This is a genomic window from Jeotgalibaca porci (genome assembly GCF_011299095.1).
In the GTDB taxonomy this organism is placed as follows: Bacteria; Bacillota; Bacilli; order Lactobacillales; family Aerococcaceae; genus Jeotgalibaca; species Jeotgalibaca porci.
The window spans coordinates 58,492-76,884 of record NZ_CP049889.1 but is presented as its reverse complement, the minus strand read 5'-3'; the positions used below and the strand labels follow the sequence as shown (position 1 = coordinate 76,884).

Genomic DNA, 18,393 nt, shown 5'->3' with positions numbered 1-18,393 from the left:
AGGTATTCCAGTATGTTCTATAATTTCGTCATTCGTTTTGTTCATTTTTTATTACTTATACTCAATGGTCGTATCCACGCCCAAAATAAAGAAAAACTGCCTGAAGGTACAACCTATGTGTTGGCTGCACCCCATCGCAGTTGGTTGGACCCTGTTTTTATTGCGATTGCGGCTTACCCGCATAGATATACAACTATGGCTAAAAAAGAATTATTCGATAACAAATTTGTTAATTTTCTTTTGAGAAAAATGAATGCATTCCCTGTTGACCGTGCGAATCCGGGTCCAAGTGCAATTAAGCACCCTGTTTCCGTTCTGAAGGAAGGAAATTTGAACTTCTTTATCTTTTCTACGGGTACACGTTATGATGCTGCTGTAAAAGGTGGCACTACAACAATCGCCCGGATGGCTAAAGTTCCGATTGTACCAGTTGTTTTCCAAGGACCTTTTACATTCAAGGACTTATTGAAGCGTCAAAAAGCAGTTGTTCGTTTTGGAGATATCATTCAAATTCCAGAAGGCAGAATGCCACGAGAAAAAATGGCCGAGATTGATTTAGAGCTCGAGCAATCATTTGCGCGTCTTGATAAAGAAATAAATCCTGATTTCGTACATGAATTCAAAAAGAAGTGACCGCTATGGTCACTTCTTTTTGATATTCTCTTATGTATTTTTCAAGTCAATAACCATCCGGCCTTTGATTTTACCCTCTTCCATCTCTGTAAAGATATCATTGATATCTTCCATGGATCTCATTTCGAATTTTGGAACAACTTTCCCTTCAGCTGCAAATTGGAAAGATTCTTTCAAGTCTTGGCGTGTTCCTACTAAACTACCAATTACTTGAATGCCGTCCAGAACTAAACGCGGAATACTTAAATCCATGGATTCTACAGGCAAACCAACTGCTACAATCGTTCCGCCCGCTCTTACAGCATCAACAGCTGCATTAAAGGCTGCCTTGCCAACTGCTGTAACGACCGCTACATGTGCCCCACCCACTTTTTCTTGGGCGACTTTCGCTAAATCTTCGTTTAACGGATTAATACAAATATCTGCACCCATCTCTTTGGCGAAATCCAATTGCGCTTCGTTAATATCTACGGCAATAACTTTTAAATTAAAAACATTCTTGGCATATTGAAGGGCTAAGTTACCCAGTCCACCCATTCCGGAAATAATGATCCAATCCCCAGCCTGTGTATTAGAAACTTTAATCGCCTTGTAGGTTGTAACGCCTGCACACGTAATACTACTTGCTGCAGCAGAGGATAAATTGTCCGGTACTTTAACAGCGTAGTCTGCAGTCACAATACATTGTTCGGACATCCCGCCATCAACGCTGTAACCTGAGTTTTTAGCACTGCGACACAGTGTTTCTCTACCAGTTACGCAATATTCACAATGGCCACATCCTTCGAAGAACCAGGCAACACTCGCTCTGTCCCCGGGTTTTAAAGATGTTACTCCTTCAGCTACCTCTTTTACAACACCAATTCCTTCGTGGCCCAATACCCGACCCGTTACATCCCCAAAGTCTGCATTTTTAACATGCATATCAGTATGACAAACACCACAGCATTCCATATCTAGAAGTGCTTCACCACTCCGAAGCTCTCTCAAATCCTTTTCAATTACCTTTGCTTCTCGATTTTCCGTAGCAACAATAGCTTTCATCACATTACCTCCGTTTTTAGTTTGTTAAATAAATCACAAAATGAAACAAAAAAATAAAATGAATCATTTCTATGTTTCTACCCTACAAAACGTAATCCTTTACATCAAGGGTTTTATCTGAAATCAGGAAACAAAAAAAGAATGTGAGTCATGTAACATGACCCGCATTCTAAAAAGTTTATTTCTTAGTTTTTTTATTAGATGCTTTAGATTGTGCTTTCATTGATGCCATGATTTGCTTCACTTTACGTTCAGATGGTTTTTGTCCCATTTGCATCATCATGCCACGCAGCATATCTTCAGAAATCGGTGGGTTTTCTTGGAAATAGTTCATCATGTAACGACGAGCTAAGAAAAAGCCGCCAACTGCGCCTAGAAGGATTCCTATTATAACAATAAATATCCAAGCTCCAGTAGTCATTTAATCTCCTCCTTCTTTAAGAAACTGTTCATTATATTATATTACAAGAATTTGACAGAAAAAGAAATAGAAACTCACGTTTAATAAATAATTTTCAACAAAACCGAACGTTTGTTTGATTTCGATTTATTGCTATGCTACAATAAATGTAAATAAATTCACGGAGATGATGCGGTTATGGCTGGAAATAAGGATACACGCCAAATGCAAGTTTTAAATTATATATATACGCAAGTTCAAGAAAAAGGCTATCCACCTACTGTTCGGGAAATCGGAAACGCTGTGGACCTTTCATCTACTTCTACTGTTCACGGTCATTTATCGCGCTTGGAAAAAGCTGGACTCATTTATCGTGACCCGACTAAACCACGTGCTATTGAAGTGACAGACATGGGCCTCAGCAAATTAGGAATTAAAAGCGACCAAATGCCACTCCTCGGGGTTGTAACGGCAGGAGAACCTATTTTAGCTGTTGAGGAAGCAACCGACTTCTTCCCTATTCCACCAAACTTCAAGAATATATCTGATGATTTATTCATGCTGACCATCAGAGGAGAAAGCATGATTAACGTAGGGATTTTAAATAATGACTCTGTTATTGTCAAAAAACAAAGCAGTGCACAAAATGGCGAAATTGTTATTGCTATAACAGATGAAGATGAAGCCACTTGTAAACGATTCTTTAAAGAAAAAAATCATATTCGTTTACAGCCCGAGAATGATACGATGGATCCCATTATACTTGATAACGTAAGAATATTAGGTAAGGTAATCGGGTTATACAGAAGTCATATTCAATAACAAAATTAAAAGCAAGAATTCCAGTCTATAAAACTGGGATTCTTGCTTTTTTTAGTGATTAATATTCCATCAATGTTTTAATTGTGTATTTCTCAATCTTGTCACGGCCTTTAAGGTCCATTAATTCAATTAAGAATGCTAGTCCAACAACTTCTCCGCCTAGCTTTTCAATTAATTCAACTGTTGCGAGCGTTGTTCCACCTGTAGCTAACAAATCATCACAGATAAGAACTTTTTCGCCTGGTTTTACTGCGTCAGAGTGCAATTGAAGCGTTGCTTCTCCGTACTCTAAACCGTAATCAACTTCAACTGTTTCGCGTGGAAGTTTACCCTTTTTACGCGCCATAGCGAAGCCACAGCCTAGGCCAACAGCAACTGGACAACCAACCATAAATCCACGTGCTTCAGGTCCAACAACTTTATCAACGCCTAAATCTTTTGCAAACTCGACGATTTCATTTACTGCAAAGCGATACGCGTCCCCATCTTGCATAAGTGGTGAGATGTCGCGGAAGATAATTCCTTTTTCGGGAAAATCTACTACGTCAGTAATATAATCTTTCAAATTCATCATATTTCCTCCTGTATGGAAACTATTTATTTTTTTAACCAGTTTGATAAATCAGCGAATGAACTATAGATGAACATTCTTTCTGATTGCAATTTTTTATAACGTTTCTTATAGACAGCTGTCTCTGTCAGAACCTGCTTTGGTGGATTCGGAACTGGATTAAGAACGCCGTAGTCAATTGTAACAAATTTTGCCTCTAAAAACACCTGAATCACAAAAATCAGTATATTCTTATCTATTTTTAAGAAAGTTGCCAGGTCATTAATTTTTTCTCTGACTGGTATATCTTTTTTAGAATAGAGATATTTGTAAGTACGGGCAAAAACATCTTTGGTTGGCATCCCTTGTGCTTGAATCAAGTCAATCGGATATGCATATACAAAGTAATTATCAAAAGGATGACGAGCAAGGAACTGACTTAAAATATCTAAATTAGTTGGACAATCTAAAATGACAAGATTTACCAAATCAGAAGAGAAAGCAGGGATTTCCTCCTCGCTCTCAAGTAAGACTGCAACTGATTGAGGCGGTAATTCTTCACTCGCCTTATCAAAGAACTTCTGATTGAAAAAGAGATAAACGCTATTCGTATGCTTTAAAGATTCAGGATCAAACTTAGATTGCCGACGATCGAAATACTGTGCTGTATCGACTTTGACATCTTTTAATTGCAGTTGTGGCTTCGAAATATCACGCCATGTATTAATACTCAACTCACCTACGGCAGATACAGCATTTTGATTATCCAAATGAGCTGCTAAATGACCTTTATTAAAGCCGATAACATCTAACGAATCATTTTCCGATTGGAATATTAACTTCAAATGTTTCAAATCGGCACCGATTTTTTTGACATTTGTCGCGGGGACATCCTCAAAACCAAAGATTGGTTTAGGATTGTCTGTTCCAAAGGGGCGTAATAATTCGATTTCCTTTAATAAATCGATGTTAACGTCACTTAGTGTCAATATTTCATCAATCTGAATCAAATCGCCTTTCACTATCTCATCATGCAAAGGTGCTGCATACTCATTCATTGCCGTAAGTAATTGCGGAATATTTTCCGTATTCACGCTCATCCCGGCAGCCATGGTGTGTCCACCAAACTTCAGAAGATAGTCTGAGCAACTTGAGAGTGCTTCGAAGAGATGGAAAGAGCCAATGCTCCGTCCTGACCCTTTCGCAATCCCGGTTTCCGGATTGGAGTGTAATAAAATAGTCGGACGCCCGGTTTCTTCGACGATACGGCTGGCAACAATTCCCAGTACTCCTTCATGCCAAGAATCATCATTTAAAATAATGATATCTGGCAACTCTTCCCACTGTTTCACTTTATTGATAGCAGATTCGAAAATAGACGACACGATTTCTTGTCTTTTGCTATTTGTCTGTTGGATATTTTCAACAATTTCTGCCAATTCTTCTTCATCGAATGACAATAATAGATGCACACCTGGTGAGGCGTTATGCAGACGCCCTAGCGCATTTAAGCGCGGGCCAATCACAAAGCCAATCGTCTCCTCACTAATTGCGTCAAGGGATACTGATGCCTTTTCAAGCAATAAGTGCAGACCCATTCGTTCGGTATTTTTTAACGCTTCAATCCCATGTTGTACAATCCACCTGTTTTCATCTGTCAAGCTAACGAGGTCACTGACGGTCCCAATTGCTGCAACATCCAAAAATTCATACGGTGTTCTTTCAAAAAGCGCAGCTGCTACTTTTAGCGCCACTCCCGCTCCAGATAAATCACCAAATGGGTAAGCACCTTCCGGATGACGCGGGTGAATAATACAATACGCTTCTGGGAGTACTTCCGGTAATTCATGATGGTCCGTAACGATGACATCCGTACCCAATTTCATGGCAAGATCAATCGCCTCGTGACCACTGACTCCGTTATCACACGTAATGATTAACTCAGCGCCCTCTTCAATCAACTGCTTAAAAACAGTACTATTTGGTCCGTAACCATCCTTAAAACGATTAGGCAGATAGAATGACACATTTCCGCCTAGTATTTCAATGGCTTCAACTAAAATAGTTGTACTTGTAATACCATCTGCATCGTAATCACCATACACGACGATACTTTCACCGTTTTCAATTGCACGGGTAATACGCTTAACCGCAACAGCCATGTCATGCATTAAATGCGGGTCATGAAACACTTCATCTGTTGGCTGAATAAAATGTGCTACTTGTTCTTTTGTTTCGAGTCCTCTTTGGATACATAATAATAGAAAAGCATCACTGTATGAAGTGTTCTTTTTAAGAGCAACCAATGATTCATCCTGGAAAGATTTTTCTTTTAACTGCCAATTTAATCGTGCATTTAACAAATTAATAACTCCTTTTTTTCAAGCATCAATAGAAACACGCCGACGACAAACATGCGTAGGCGTGTACAAGGCTATTTGAGAAGCTTACTTATTGAATTAAATATCGTGATTTAAATCGGTATAAGTGTTCGAACTTTTTTCAGCTTCATATTGCTGGATTAACGCATCTTTCTTTGCGATTGTAGCTTCCAGCTCTTGAATTTGAGTGTGATAATCTTGGCCGGCGCGTTTAACAGCTTCTTCTGTTTCAATCGCTTGATTATCGACTTTTTTACGCAATGATTTTAATTCTTTCTTATGTCTTAGAGCTGATGATGTTGAAACCATCAGTGTCAGAATCGAGCCCAAAAGCAATGAGATACCCATTACAATAATTAATGGCGCACTAATTTCTCCAAATCCATAACTGATAGGAACTGACTCCCCATTCAAAATAGCAAACGAAATAATTAACACAACAATCGTAATACCGATTACCAAACGCCATTCATTTTTCATGAAAATCCCTTCCCATCACATAAATTAGACTTTTAACAACTTAATATCGAACTCGTCATAATCACTCACCAGTTTTGTCTTATTAAAAACGGTGCGTGCATCTACTTCCAGTTGCTTTTGATCTTTACTTAGATAACGCGAACTAATATGCGTCAAATACAACTGCCCTACTCCTGCCTGTTGGGCAACCTTTGCTGCATCCATACAGGTGGAATGGTAATAGTCTCGGGCAATCTTTTGGCTCTCCTTATCAAACGTTGATTCGTGAACCAGTACATCCGCATCTTTAGCAAGTTCAATACTTTTTGGAGTAAAACGCGTATCACCTAAAATAGTGACGGTTCGCCCTGGGCTGGCCTGACCGATGTAATCTTTCCCATTAATAGTCCGCCCGTCTTCAAGTGTGACGGTCTCGCCATTTTTCAACTTGCCATACAAAGGTCCTGCTGGTACTCTATCAGCTTTTAATTTTTCAACCAAAAGTTCGCCTGGATAATCCGCTTCTTCAATCCGAAAACCAAATGACGGAATACCATGCACAAGCTTCCCAGCTGTTACCTTGAAATGTTCGTCCTCGAAAATAACGCCTTCGTTTTCAATTTCATGGAAAAAAATCGGGTAACGGAGATGTGATTGAGAGACACGCAAACTCGTCAAGACATAGTCTTTAATCCCTTTTGGTCCGTAAACGGTCAACGGGGAGTCTCCTCCTTGAAAAGCACGACTGCTCAAAAATCCCGGCAATCCAAAAATATGATCTCCATGAAGATGGGTTACAAATATTTTTGTTACTTTTCGAGGTTTCAAAGACGTCTTAAGAATTCTCTGTTGTGTACCTTCTCCGCAATCAAATAGCCATATTTCGTTAATTTCATCTAATAGCTTTAATGCAATACTACTCAAGTTTCTAATCGTTGAAGGGACGCCAGCACCAGTCCCCAAAAATTGTATTTTCACACCCGACACTCATTTCTAATCGACAAATTCAAATTCATATTCCAAGATACGGACAATGTCTCCGTCAACTGCGCCACGAGAACGTAGTAATTCATCGATTCCCATACCACGTAATTGACGCGCAAAACGCATCACGCTCTCATCGTGATCGAAGTTTGTCATCTTGAATAGTTTTTCAAGTTTCTCGCCACCTAGTACCCATGTAGTATCCGGGTCTCTCGTCACGATAATTTCATCTGCTTCGTTATCCAGTTTGTAAAGTACAGAACTTTCCAATTCTTCCTCATCAAATAATGGGAATGATTCAGTTGTCTCAACTAGTTCAGCTGTTTGGTTCAACAAAGCTTCTAGTCCTTTATTTTGGTATGCTGAGATTTCGAAAATGCTTGGTGCTTCTTCTTCACCGAATTTTTCTACTAGTTGCTTCTTGAATGCAACGAGATTTTCTTCCGCTCCCGGCACATCCATTTTGTTAGCAACAATAATTGTCGGTCTATCCAACAAACGTAATTGATAGCTTTCCAATTCGTTATTGATTGTTTCGTAATCTTCAAAAGGATCTCGGTCTTCAGTTGCGCCCATGTCGATAACATGAAGAATAACACGTGTCCGTTCAATATGGCGTAGGAACTGAATACCTAAGCCGACACCTTGCGATGCGCCTTCGATTAATCCTGGTAAGTCTGCCATAGCGAATTGAATACCATTAGGCGCTTGTACCATTCCTAAGTTTGGAACCAATGTTGTAAAGTGGTACGCGCCAATTTTAGGTTTTGCTGATGAAACAACTGATAGAATTGTTGATTTTCCAACTGACGGGAAACCTACAAGACCCACATCTGCGATAACTTTTAATTCTAAATCCAAGACAAGCTCTTCGCCCGGTTCACCGTTTTCTGCGATTGCAGGAGCCGGATTACTGTGCGTTGCGAACTTAATATTTCCACGTCCGCCACGTCCACCTTTAGCGACTACCAATTGTTGTCCTAATTCAGTTAAATCACCTAAAATTAATTGCGTTTCTGCATTACGTACGATTGTGCCTGGTGGTACCTTAACAATGGTATCTTTTGCAGACTTCCCGTACATTCCCTTACTCATACCTTTTTCTCCCGGTGTTCCCCGGAAATGACGATTGTAGCGGAAATCCAGTAGTGTACGCAGACCACCGTCTACTTCAAAAATAATACTCCCACCATGTCCACCATCGCCTCCAGCTGGCCCGCCATCTGGAACATATTTCTCACGTTTGTACGCTACCATTCCGTCTCCGCCTTTACCGGCGATTACGTTAACTTGCGCATGATCTAAAAACATTGACATAAGCATGTCCTCACATTTCTTATTCTATTTATTTAATATGTATAAAAATTCCTTGTCTCATACCTAATTTAACATAATACCACAAATTCATAAAGAATATTCATCTATTCCTAGTAAACCAGATTTATGAGAGCGTTGTTTATCTCCCCATAACAAAAGGCAACCCGGAATTATTAACTCAAATAAGCTTATAGATGTAGTCCACACAGCTCAATCGGTTAAAAAGTCCGGGTCGTCTTACAAAATGGGGCCTTATTATTTCGTAATAAGTTTACGTACATCAGCTACTTGCAGTATATGTTGACTGATTCTTGCTAAAGTAGCGAGACGGTTTTGTTTTACCGTAGCGTTGTCTACCATAACCATGTTTTCCTCGAAGTAAGCTGTGATATAAGGTGTTAAATCACGCAATGCTTGATAAGCTTCCTCAATTGTTGCTTGGTTCCATATCGTTGCCAGGTGGTTACCTTGAACGTATAGGTTTTTCTCGCTTGCCGTTTCAAGTAATTCGCTAGCGACAGTATAAGGTGCAACCTCTTTATGAGAGATATTAACCACCCGTGCCAATGCTTCAACTACCATTTTGTAGTCTTCATCTGCTTGGTGTGCAGCAAGTGCTTGTGCATAGTGAATACTCATTAAGATATCATCATTTTCGGCATGTAAGATAGCTTCTTGTATATCATGCGAAATATGATAGCTTTGTAATTTCTGAAGCACGCGACTCTTAGTGAATGACGTGATTGCTTCGACAAGCCCTTCAATTTGAGCAGCATCTTTAAGACCGTAGATATTCTCCAGTGCTACTTCTAATAGCTCTTTAAAGGAGAATGACCAGTTATTTGCTTCGATAATTTGAACAATTCCAATTGTTTGACGACGCAATGCATACGGATCATTTGATCCCGTTGGAATCATACCTTGTTTAAAGAAACTAATAACGCTATCTAACTTGTCAGCAACCGCTAAGACTGAACCGACGACTGATTGTGGAACGTCACCTTCGCTTGATAGTGGTAAGTAATGCTCACGAATCGCAGCTGCAACTTCTGGCTTTTCTCCAGCCATCAATGCATATTTTTCTCCCATCACACCTTGTAGTTCTGGGAATTCAGAAACCATATTACTTACTAAATCAAATTTGTAGATGCTGGCAGCGCGTTGAAGATTTTCTTTTTGCTCTGTTCCCATCTCAATCATTTCTGCCAGATAGCTACTTAGCTGTGCGGTATTGGCCATTTTCTCTGCCAACGAACCGATCTTAGCATGGAAAGAAACTGATGCTAATTTTTCTACAGATGAAGCGATACTCGTACGTTTATCTTCTTCATAGAAGAACAAACCATCTTCCAAACGAGCTGTTAATACTTTTTGATTCCCTAATACAACATTTTGCAGATGATTGGCGTCTCCATTACGCACTCCAATAAAATGAGGAAGCAGTTTTCCACTCTTATCAGTTGCTTCAAAATAGCGTTGGTGCGCCTTCATGGAAGTGATCAATACTTCTTCTGGTAGATCTAGGTATCTTGCATCGTATTCTCCAGCAAAAGCTGTTGGGTATTCGACTAATGAAACGACTTCTTCCAACAAAGTGTTGTCTTGTGGAATAATCCAGTTATTAGCTGCTTCTAGCGCAGAAAATTGCTTGATTATCATTTCTTTACGTTCTTCTAAGTCGGCAATAACAAATTGCTCTTTTAGAGTGCTTGCATAGTCATCAGCGTGAACAATGGTAGCAGCCTCACCCAAGAAACGATGTCCTTGCGATAGATTACCAGATTCAACTCCTAAGAATGAACACGGAACCACTTGATCTCCCATCATCACGACAAACCAATGTACCGGACGAATAAATTCAAACGCTGAGGCTCCCCAGTGCATCGTTACAGGGAAGTTCATTTCTTTAATTACATCAGGAATAGATTTGATTACTTCGATTGCTTTAATTCCCTTGATTTCTTTCTTCGCGTAGACATATTCAACATCTTTAATTGTTTCAAAATACAACACATCAGTTGAAACACCTTGACCGCGTGCAAATCCTTGTGCAGCCTTCGTCCAATTACCATCCGCATCCTGTGCAATTTTCTTTGCAGGACCTTTAGCATTTTCAACAATATCTTCTTGCTGATCCGCTACATCTTTAATCTGAACCGCAAGACGTCTTGGAGTAGCAAATGTATGTACATCTCCAAAATGAATGCGATTCTCAGTTAAATAACGCGTAATACGTTCTGTTAGTTGCTCGCTGCTTGCGCGTACAAAACGTGCGGGTAATTCTTCTAAACCAATTTCAATTAATAATGTTTCAGTCATTATGCTTCCTCCTTCAACAAACGCTCGCGTTCAGCTTCGTCAAGAAGCGGGAATCCCAGTTCTTTTCTCTTTTCAACAAAAGCGACAGCTAATTTACGTGCCATATTACGGATACGTGCTAAGAAGCCGGCTCTATCCGTTGCGGAAACCATGCCACGTGCATCCATTAAGTTAAACGTATGTGAACATTTCAATACATAGTCATAAGCGGGATGAACCAAACCATTCTCAATCTGTTTTAATGCTTCTTCATTGTAAACTTCAAAAAGGTTCGCCAATAACTCTGGATTACTTTCTTCGAACGAGTATTTTGAATGTTCATACTCTGGTTGATAGAAAATCTCTCCGTATTTTACGCCTTCAGTCCAGTCTAAATCGTAAACACTATCCACATTTTGGATATAAGAAGCCAAACGTTCAATTCCGTAAGTCAATTCACTCGTTACAGGGTAGCAGTCTAAACCGCCAACTTGTTGGAAATATGTAAACTGGGTTATTTCCATTCCGTCCAACCATACTTCCCAACCTAATCCAGCACAGCCAAGAGAAGGGTTCTCCCAGTTATCTTCTACGAAACGAATATCATGCTCCAATGGATTGATGCCTAGTGCTTCCAAGCTTTTTAAGTAAAGCTCTTGAATATTGCTTGGTGAAGGTTTCATTACTACTTGGAATTGATGATGTTGGTATAGACGATTTGGGTTTTCACCGTAACGACCATCGGCAGGACGACGTGATGGCTCTACGTACGCCGCATTCCATGGTTCAGGTCCAATCGCACGTAAAAATGTATAGGGACTCATTGTACCTGCACCTTTTTCAGTATCATATGCGTTTAATAGTAAACATCCTTGGTCTGCCCAATAACTTTGAAGAATTTGTATCATTTTTTGAACAGTTACTTTTTCTTTCATGTCATCTCTCCTCTTCTCGTTTGCATGCAGATAGGCATAAAAAAATCGTCCCTATGCTGCACGATTGCAACATAGGGACGAGTCTCAAACTCGCGGTTCCACCCTATTTCTGGTATAACCAGCTCTTCTTTCGTTGAACTCAGATGTGCCTTTCCTTATCGCGCTTCATCACTTGGCTCTCACTGTCCCAAATTCGCTTTAAGATGTTACTGCAACAGTACTTTCATCGTCATCGTTCCTATTCATCTATCATTTATAGTAAACACTCTTAAATTCAATGTCAAGGATATTTTATTCATCGCTTTCCTTTTTTTTGACGAGTGTTTCTTCTAATATTTTTTCCCATTCGTACATCTGATCGATATAAGACTTACTTTTGAGTCGGATTCCGACATACTCATCGTAAAGAAAGTCAATAAATTCTCTAATTGCTTTTTTGTTCTCAGCTTTAATCGTGATATCCTTCACCTGATGCGGCTTGATTTTTAAGAAAAGGCGCGCAAAATAGATAGCTGCTGGATTTATATGCAACCGATTAGGGTCTTCATGAAAATGGTGGCTGCAGAGCACACCTGAAAAGCGTGCGGAATAATCAAATGGTTCCACTTGACTCCCACAAACACGGCAAGACGCTAAATCGGGATGCACACCAAAGTAATGCAACATGTTCATCTCAAAGATATTAACAATGATTTCTGCATCCTGGCCCTCTTCCATCGCTTCCAAACTATCCAATAAGAGTGTAAATAGCTCACGATTGATAACTCTGTCTTCAATCGCTGCATCACTGAGGTTGGAAATGTAAGTAGCGTAGGCATTCAAATAGATATCTTCATGTATCTTCCGAAAGTTCCGGCTGTCTTTGTAGTCCCGCAAGAAAGAAAGGCCATCCGCTTGAACCGTTCCTTCAAAGGTTGAATAGGTAAAAGGTAATAAGGCAGACTTCAGGCTGTGATTCGCTTTGAATAAATTTCGAATAAAAAACATGCGTTTGCCATGTTCCAAAGTAAACAGCTTGACAAGCGCATCTTTCTCTTTATGTTTCCTAAGCGAAATAACAATCGCTTCGAACGTTTTACTTTGCTCTTTACTCATAGTCTTTCTGACGGTAACCATAATCTTGGAGGTGCGTTGGTCTGTCACGCCAATCACGTTGCACTTTCACCCAAAGCTCCAGGAATATTTTGTCGCCCAACATCACTTCGATGTCTCGACGCGCACGTGTACCGATTTCTTTCAGCATTTTTCCGCCTTTACCAATGATAATACCTTTTTGGCTGGGACGATCGACAACAATCGTTGCATACACATGTACTTTATTATCTTCATTTTTTTGCATGGAATCCACGACTACTGCTACAGAATGTGGAATTTCATCACGCGTTAATTGGAGTACTTTTTCTCTGATAAATTCAGAAACTACAAAATATTCCGGGTGATCGGTAACTTGATCTTCTGGATAGTATTGCGGTCCTTCCGGTAAGTAGCCTTGAATAGTATTCAACAATGCTTGTACATTATTACCATTTTTTGCCGATACAGGAACAACCTCGTCGAATTCGTAATCATTCGTGTAGTCCGTAATAATCTTGAGTAAGGCTTCTGGATGAATCTTATCAATCTTGTTAATGATTAAGAATTTTGGCGTTTTGATATTTGCAATTCGTTCCATGATAAAATTATCGCCGCCACCGCGTGCTTCTTCTGCGTTCACCATGAAGAGAACAATATCAACTTGATTAAAGGTGCTGTATGCACTCTTTAGCATAAAATCGTTCAAGCGATGTTTCGGCTTGTGAATACCTGGTGTATCTATAAACACCATTTGCGCGGATTCTGTTGTAACGACACCTTGAATTTTATTACGTGTCGTTTGTGGTGTATCACTCATGATTGCCACTTTTTGTCCGACTATTTGATTAAGTAACGTGGATTTCCCAACGTTCGGTCTCCCAATAATGGAGATGAAACCCGATTTGAATGGTTCTTTTTTGCTCATCTAGCTGCCCCCTAAAATACTAATTTAATTAATTTTGGTAAAAATATGATGGCTGCTATTACAACTGTAAAGCATGCGGTAACTAAAACAGCACCTGCCGCAATATCTTTCGCTTTTTTTGCCAGTGGATGATATTCGTAATTCGTAACCATATCAACGACTGTTTCAATTATAGTGTTTAAAAACTCCATTATAATGACTAAAAACACACAGAGTACCAACACAATCCACTCGATATTGCTGACTCGGAATAAAAAGCCTGCAACAATTGGAAGCATACCAAAAGCAACATGATTTCGCATGTTTCTTTCTTCCTGCCATATCGTTTTTACACCATCCCAGGCATGTCCGAATGATTTACGGAATTGTGTGTTTTTCCAAATATTTTGTTTTCGTTTATGATTCTTCTCTTTTAAGTCCATATGCATCCAAAATCTCTTTCTGCAGACCAAACATTTCTTTTTCATCTTCAGGCTCCATGTGGTCGTACCCATTCAAATGGAGGAACCCGTGTAAAGCTAGGAAGCCCAACTCTCTTTCAAAACTATGTTGAAAACTTTCTGCTTGTTCTGCGGTTTTATCAACAGAAATGATTATATCACCTAAATTATGCGGGAAGTCTTCCCCGAGTGAGGCAAAGTTGATGGGAAGGTCATCATCAGTTTCATCGTTCATTGCAAAACTGATTACATCGGTCGGTTGATCCTTGTCCCGGTACTCCCGATTAATCTCTTGAATGCGGTTATTGTCAACGAAAGTAATCGAAAGCTCAGAGTTATCTGGTAGTTCTAAAAATGTTGAAGCAAATGCTACCACATCATGCACAAGTTTTTGATGTTCTTCTTTAACCGTATTCGTTTCATCAAACATATCTATTTCAATCATTCTTCAACCTTCTCTTTCTGGTCATAGGCATTAATAATCCGTGCTACCACTGGATGACGCACAACATCTTGTGCATCAAAAGATACAAAAGCGATTTCGGATATACCTTTTAGTTTATTCTCCGCATCGATTAAGCCAGATTTCACGCCACGCGGCAAGTCAATTTGCGTTTTATCGCCATTGACAATCATTTTCGAGCCAAACCCTAATCGCGTTAAGAACATCTTCATCTGTGCTACGGTTGTATTTTGTGCCTCATCTAAAATGACAAAGGCATCATCCAACGTTCTTCCCCGCATGTACGCGAGAGGTGCAATCTCAATTACGCCACGCTCCATTAAGCGTGTTGTATGCTCAACGCCATAAATCGCATACAGCGCATCATAAACGGGTCTTAAGTAAGGGTCTACTTTTTCTTTTAAGTCGCCTGGCAAGAAGCCTAAGTTCTCCCCCGCTTCTACCGCTGGTCTCGTCAAAATAATTTTTTGTACCTGACCTTTTTTCAAAGCTTGAACAGCCATTACTACTGCCAAGAACGTTTTTCCGGTCCCGGCAGGTCCAATTCCGAAAACAATGTCATTCTTCTTCACGGCTTCATAATAAACCTTTTGACCAACATTTTTGGCACGAATAACCTTCCCGGTATATGTTTTACTGATTTCTTCTTCATAAAGATTCGAGAAGAAGTCCGAATTACCCCGATTAGCCATTTGTATCGCCGTAACAATATCGCTCTGGGAGATTGCAATCCCCCGATTAATTAATGCTACTAATTGTAAGATTAAAGATTTTGCTGTAGGTGCTGTTTCTTCAGTACCTTTAATTTCAATTTTAGAGCCGCGTGTATTAATGATAATATCTAAAGCGTCTTCTAATAGTAAAATATTTTTATCTTGAGATCCCAAGAGTTGAGGTAGAGCTGCCACCTCTTCTATTTCAAGTTCTAACGTTACTGGATATTGGTCATTTTCAGTCAAATACGTTACACTCCTCTACCGCGTTTTCTCTACATTTAACTATATTATATCATAAAGTACCGGATACTTTTAAGCTTAAGACTGACGTTAATCGGAAAATAAGAGTGTACACGTGAATAAGGATAAAAGAAAAAGACTGGGACATATGTCCCAGCCTCCTCTATCGAAAAAAACGGCTATTAGAATTTACGTTTTCTAGCTGCCTCAGATTTTTTCTTACGTTTTACACTTGGTTTTTCATAAAATTCCCGTTTACGTGCTTCTTGAAGAGTACCTGTCTTGGAAACAGTACGTTTAAAGCGACGAAGAGCATCGTCAAGAGATTCGTTTTTACGAACAACTGTTTTTGACATTAAAAATTCCCTCCCTCCGAGCGTTAAAAGTAACCGTCCCATTATTATTTAAATATAATTAAATCATAATGAAATTGTTCTTTCGATATTATACCACAGGTCTAACCATTTGCAATATTTATTCTGAAATTAATTCTGGTTACTTACACATTTGTCACAGATACCAAAAATTTCGAAGCGGTGCGAGTTCAATTGACAGTTAGAAAGCTGTTGTTCAAAGAAATCCATCGGACACATTTCCAGTTGAATACTCTTACCACACTGTTCACAGATGAAATGATGGTGATGATGGCCCTCATGCAAGCAGGACATTCTGAATAACTGCTCGTTGTTTAGCTCGGTCGTTTCTAAAATTCCTATATCCGCAAATGCATAGAGGTTCCGGTAAATCGTATCGAAACTAATATTAGGGTATGCGACATCCATCGCTTCGTGAATTGATTTAGCAGAAAGATAACGATCTTCACCCGCGAATAAACGGATAATATCTTCTCGTTTTTGCGTATGCTTCAAACCACTTTTTTTCAACTTTTTTAGCGACTCTTCAAGGACCGAATGCATAGAATCCCCCCTTTCACTGTTATTTAATGTGCGATTATAGTATATTAAACTAGAAGATGAATAATCAGAAAATGAGGTATAACAATGAACCCAGAGCCAATTCACTTTTATGTCATATCCGATTCAGTGGGCGAAACGGCGCGCAAAGTGCTGCAGGCAGTACTGACGCAATTTCCTACTGTCGAAGCAGTGCTACACCCTTACCCCTTTGTTCGAAATTCTGAAGATTTACAAGCGATATTGAATGAGGCCAAGCAATCCAATGGCGTAATCATCCATACATTGGTACTTGACGATTTAAGCAAACAAACAGCATTGTTTTGCGAACAAGAGAATATAAAGTGTCACGATATTTTGAAAGAACTCGTAGCAGATGTCAGAGATTTAACAAAAGAAGAACCGACCAAACGCGCCGGTGCCGTTCATCAATTAGATGACGAATACTTCAAACGTATCAGTGCGATTGAATTCGCGGTTAAATACGATGATGGTAAAGATCCGAAAGGTCTGGCAGAGGCAGACTTGGTCCTTTTAGGCATTTCGCGTACTTCTAAAACGCCTCTTTCCATGTTCTTAGCAAATAAGAACGTTAAAGTCGCTAACTTACCAATCCTACCAGAAGCCAATATACCGGATCAACTGTGGGAAGTAAATCCCAAGAAAATAGTCGGATTAACCAACGATATCGATACACTGACGAATTTCCGTCGTGAACGAATGCTTTCATATGGCCTTCCTGCAGAAACAGTATACACGAATTCGGAGCGAATCCAACAAGAAATTGATTTTGCAATGGACCTGTATCAAAAAATTGGCTGTTCTGTCATAAATGTCGCACAGCGTTCAATTGAAGAAACGGCCGAAATCATTTTACAAAATATTTTGGCAAATAATTAAGAATTAAGAATATCTTCCAATAAATTCGGATTGAACGCTTGTTTCTTGAACATATCTAATTCAAATTTATAAGGTGCTTTTTTATTTTTCTTGTCCTCCCCTACAAACGGCGTTTCCAAAATCTTTGGTAAATCTGCCAGCTGTGGGTGGTGGACAATTTTATTTAAGGCGTCAAATCCGATATAACCATGCCCAATATTGGCATGGCGGTCTTTATGAGCGCCCCTTTCATTCTTTGAATCATTGACATGAATCACTTTTAGACGATCTAAACCGATAATGCGATCAAATTCTTCAAGAACCCCATCAAAATCTTCCCGAACATTATAACCGGCATCATGAATATGACATGTATCTAGCGTTACAGATAATTTATCATTATGTGTCACCCCATCAAAGATCGCTGCCAATTCTTCAAAGCTGCGGCCTATTTCCGTTCCTTTACCAGCCATTGTTTCTAATGCTATTTGTGCAGTTTGATTGGCTTCAAGGACTTCATTCAGACCTTTAATAATATGCGCAATTCCTTTTTCCGAACCAGCTCCGACATGAGAACCGGGGTGCATGGTTATTTGCTTTGCACCCAGAGCTTGGGCACGAACAATTTCTTCACGTAAAAAGCCGACAGCAAATTCATAGTGATCCGGTTTTTCTGTATTTCCTAAGTTGATGATGTATGGCGCGTGAACGATGAGTTCAACTAACCCATTTTCTGCCATAAACGCCATTCCATCAGGAATATTCATTTCATCAATACTTTTTCTTCTTGTATTTTGTGGTGCTCCTGTGTAAATCATAAAAGTAGATGAGCCGTAAGAGAAGGCTTCTTCAGCTGATCCCAACAACATTTTTTTACCACTCATTGAAACATGTGAACCGATTTTTAACATATTAAATT

The 18,393-nt window shown here is 39.5% G+C and carries 20 protein-coding genes; 3 read left to right on the top strand and 17 right to left on the bottom strand.

From position 1 onward, the window contains the following. Nucleotides 1–12: 12 nt before the first annotated feature. Complete coding sequence (locus G7058_RS00535; protein ID WP_166061726.1) at nucleotides 13–633, top strand: lysophospholipid acyltransferase family protein; 621 nt, start codon at nucleotides 13–15, stop codon at nucleotides 631–633. Between the two features lie 30 nt (nucleotides 634–663). Here the strand turns inward: G7058_RS00535 and adhP are convergent, their stop codons facing one another. Next, nucleotides 664–1,677, bottom strand: coding sequence for an alcohol dehydrogenase AdhP (gene adhP / locus G7058_RS00530; RefSeq protein ID WP_166061725.1), 1,014 nt, complete (start codon nucleotides 1,675–1,677; stop codon nucleotides 664–666). 178 nt (nucleotides 1,678–1,855) lie between these two features. Further along, entirely contained in the window at nucleotides 1,856–2,098 is a 243-nt protein-coding gene (locus G7058_RS00525; protein ID WP_166061724.1) for a YneF family protein, read from the bottom strand. Nucleotides 2,099–2,275: 177 nt separating this feature from the next. On the opposite strand from G7058_RS00525, the gene lexA reads away from it, so the two are divergent. Next, nucleotides 2,276–2,899 (top strand): transcriptional repressor LexA, encoded by a 624-nt coding sequence (gene lexA, locus G7058_RS00520; RefSeq protein ID WP_166061723.1) that lies wholly within the window; start codon nucleotides 2,276–2,278, stop codon nucleotides 2,897–2,899. A gap of 58 nt (nucleotides 2,900–2,957) precedes the next feature. Here the strand turns inward: lexA and G7058_RS00515 are convergent, their stop codons facing one another. From G7058_RS00515 to G7058_RS00450, 14 genes are all read right to left on the bottom strand, one after another. Further along, nucleotides 2,958–3,470, bottom strand: a complete 513-nt coding sequence (locus tag G7058_RS00515; protein ID WP_166061722.1) for an adenine phosphoribosyltransferase — start codon at nucleotides 3,468–3,470, stop codon at nucleotides 2,958–2,960. Between the two features lie 26 nt (nucleotides 3,471–3,496). After that, on the bottom strand, nucleotides 3,497–5,812 hold the full coding sequence (gene recJ, locus G7058_RS00510; protein ID WP_166061721.1) for a single-stranded-DNA-specific exonuclease RecJ: 2,316 nt from the start codon (nucleotides 5,810–5,812) through the stop codon (nucleotides 3,497–3,499). A gap of 96 nt (nucleotides 5,813–5,908) precedes the next feature. Continuing rightward, nucleotides 5,909–6,310, bottom strand: coding sequence for a LapA family protein (locus tag G7058_RS00505; protein ID WP_166061720.1), 402 nt, complete (start codon nucleotides 6,308–6,310; stop codon nucleotides 5,909–5,911). A gap of 24 nt (nucleotides 6,311–6,334) precedes the next feature. Continuing rightward, nucleotides 6,335–7,267, bottom strand: a complete 933-nt coding sequence (gene rnz / locus G7058_RS00500; RefSeq protein ID WP_166061719.1) for a ribonuclease Z — start codon at nucleotides 7,265–7,267, stop codon at nucleotides 6,335–6,337. Between the two features lie 15 nt (nucleotides 7,268–7,282). Beyond that, nucleotides 7,283–8,590 (bottom strand): GTPase ObgE, encoded by a 1,308-nt coding sequence (gene obgE, locus G7058_RS00495; protein ID WP_166061718.1) that lies wholly within the window; start codon nucleotides 8,588–8,590, stop codon nucleotides 7,283–7,285. 255 nt (nucleotides 8,591–8,845) lie between these two features. Further along, a complete protein-coding gene (gene glyS / locus G7058_RS00490; RefSeq protein ID WP_166061717.1) occupies nucleotides 8,846–10,909 on the bottom strand; it encodes a glycine--tRNA ligase subunit beta in 2,064 nt (687 codons plus the stop codon). Continuing rightward, entirely contained in the window at nucleotides 10,909–11,823 is a 915-nt protein-coding gene (gene glyQ, locus G7058_RS00485) for a glycine--tRNA ligase subunit alpha (protein WP_166061716.1), read from the bottom strand. The genes glyS and glyQ overlap by 1 nt, the downstream gene beginning before the upstream one ends. Nucleotides 11,824–12,114: 291 nt before the next feature. Continuing rightward, nucleotides 12,115–12,918 (bottom strand): DNA repair protein RecO, encoded by an 804-nt coding sequence (recO, locus tag G7058_RS00480; protein WP_166061715.1) that lies wholly within the window; start codon nucleotides 12,916–12,918, stop codon nucleotides 12,115–12,117. Further along, nucleotides 12,911–13,822, bottom strand: a complete 912-nt coding sequence (gene era, locus G7058_RS00475; RefSeq protein ID WP_166061714.1) for a GTPase Era — start codon at nucleotides 13,820–13,822, stop codon at nucleotides 12,911–12,913. The genes recO and era overlap by 8 nt, the downstream gene beginning before the upstream one ends. An 11-nt stretch (nucleotides 13,823–13,833) precedes the next feature. Continuing rightward, nucleotides 13,834–14,250, bottom strand: coding sequence for a diacylglycerol kinase family protein (locus tag G7058_RS00470; protein WP_166061712.1), 417 nt, complete (start codon nucleotides 14,248–14,250; stop codon nucleotides 13,834–13,836). Next, on the bottom strand, nucleotides 14,219–14,704 hold the full coding sequence (gene ybeY / locus G7058_RS00465; protein ID WP_166063669.1) for an rRNA maturation RNase YbeY: 486 nt from the start codon (nucleotides 14,702–14,704) through the stop codon (nucleotides 14,219–14,221). The genes G7058_RS00470 and ybeY overlap by 32 nt, the downstream gene beginning before the upstream one ends. Beyond that, entirely contained in the window at nucleotides 14,704–15,684 is a 981-nt protein-coding gene (locus G7058_RS00460; RefSeq protein WP_166061711.1) for a PhoH family protein, read from the bottom strand. The genes ybeY and G7058_RS00460 overlap by 1 nt, the downstream gene beginning before the upstream one ends. A 179-nt stretch (nucleotides 15,685–15,863) precedes the next feature. Beyond that, nucleotides 15,864–16,037, bottom strand: a complete 174-nt coding sequence (gene rpsU / locus G7058_RS00455) for a 30S ribosomal protein S21 (protein WP_010053707.1) — start codon at nucleotides 16,035–16,037, stop codon at nucleotides 15,864–15,866. Nucleotides 16,038–16,166: 129 nt separating this feature from the next. After that, a complete protein-coding gene (locus G7058_RS00450) occupies nucleotides 16,167–16,598 on the bottom strand; it encodes a Fur family transcriptional regulator (RefSeq protein ID WP_166061710.1) in 432 nt (143 codons plus the stop codon). An 84-nt stretch (nucleotides 16,599–16,682) separates the two neighbouring features. Between G7058_RS00450 and G7058_RS00445 the strand changes: the two genes are divergently transcribed. Beyond that, complete coding sequence (locus G7058_RS00445; RefSeq protein ID WP_166061709.1) at nucleotides 16,683–17,495, top strand: pyruvate, water dikinase regulatory protein; 813 nt, start codon at nucleotides 16,683–16,685, stop codon at nucleotides 17,493–17,495. On the opposite strand, the gene G7058_RS00440 is transcribed toward G7058_RS00445, so the two are convergent. Beyond that, nucleotides 17,492–18,385: a deoxyribonuclease IV gene (locus G7058_RS00440; protein ID WP_166061708.1), complete on the bottom strand. Its 894-nt coding sequence runs from the start codon at nucleotides 18,383–18,385 to the stop codon at nucleotides 17,492–17,494. The genes G7058_RS00445 and G7058_RS00440 overlap by 4 nt on opposite strands. Nucleotides 18,386–18,393 lie beyond the last annotated feature (8 nt).

Excerpts from the sequence above, each read along its gene's own strand:
- G7058_RS00445 (WP_166061709.1), top strand. The coding sequence starts at position 16,683 with ATGAACCCAGAGCCAATTCACTTTTATGTCATATCCGATTCAGTGGGC.
- G7058_RS00535 (WP_166061726.1), top strand. The coding sequence starts at position 13 with ATGTTCTATAATTTCGTCATTCGTTTTGTTCATTTTTTATTACTTATA.
- recO (WP_166061715.1), bottom strand. The coding sequence starts at position 12,918 with ATGAGTAAAGAGCAAAGTAAAACGTTCGAAGCGATTGTTATTTCGCTT.
- G7058_RS00525 (WP_166061724.1), bottom strand. The coding sequence starts at position 2,098 with ATGACTACTGGAGCTTGGATATTTATTGTTATAATAGGAATCCTTCTA.
- G7058_RS00470 (WP_166061712.1), bottom strand. The coding sequence starts at position 14,250 with ATGCATATGGACTTAAAAGAGAAGAATCATAAACGAAAACAAAATATT.
- adhP (WP_166061725.1), bottom strand. The coding sequence starts at position 1,677 with ATGAAAGCTATTGTTGCTACGGAAAATCGAGAAGCAAAGGTAATTGAA.
- glyS (WP_166061717.1), bottom strand. The coding sequence starts at position 10,909 with ATGACTGAAACATTATTAATTGAAATTGGTTTAGAAGAATTACCCGCA.
- obgE (WP_166061718.1), bottom strand. The coding sequence starts at position 8,590 with ATGTCAATGTTTTTAGATCATGCGCAAGTTAACGTAATCGCCGGTAAA.
- lexA (WP_166061723.1), top strand. The coding sequence starts at position 2,276 with ATGGCTGGAAATAAGGATACACGCCAAATGCAAGTTTTAAATTATATA.
- rpsU (WP_010053707.1), bottom strand. The coding sequence starts at position 16,037 with ATGTCAAAAACAGTTGTTCGTAAAAACGAATCTCTTGACGATGCTCTT.
- G7058_RS00515 (WP_166061722.1), bottom strand. The coding sequence starts at position 3,470 with ATGAATTTGAAAGATTATATTACTGACGTAGTAGATTTTCCCGAAAAA.
- G7058_RS00440 (WP_166061708.1), bottom strand. The coding sequence starts at position 18,385 with ATGTTAAAAATCGGTTCACATGTTTCAATGAGTGGTAAAAAAATGTTG.
- G7058_RS00450 (WP_166061710.1), bottom strand. The coding sequence starts at position 16,598 with ATGCATTCGGTCCTTGAAGAGTCGCTAAAAAAGTTGAAAAAAAGTGGT.
- glyQ (WP_166061716.1), bottom strand. The coding sequence starts at position 11,823 with ATGAAAGAAAAAGTAACTGTTCAAAAAATGATACAAATTCTTCAAAGT.
- G7058_RS00505 (WP_166061720.1), bottom strand. The coding sequence starts at position 6,310 with ATGAAAAATGAATGGCGTTTGGTAATCGGTATTACGATTGTTGTGTTA.
- era (WP_166061714.1), bottom strand. The coding sequence starts at position 13,822 with ATGAGCAAAAAAGAACCATTCAAATCGGGTTTCATCTCCATTATTGGG.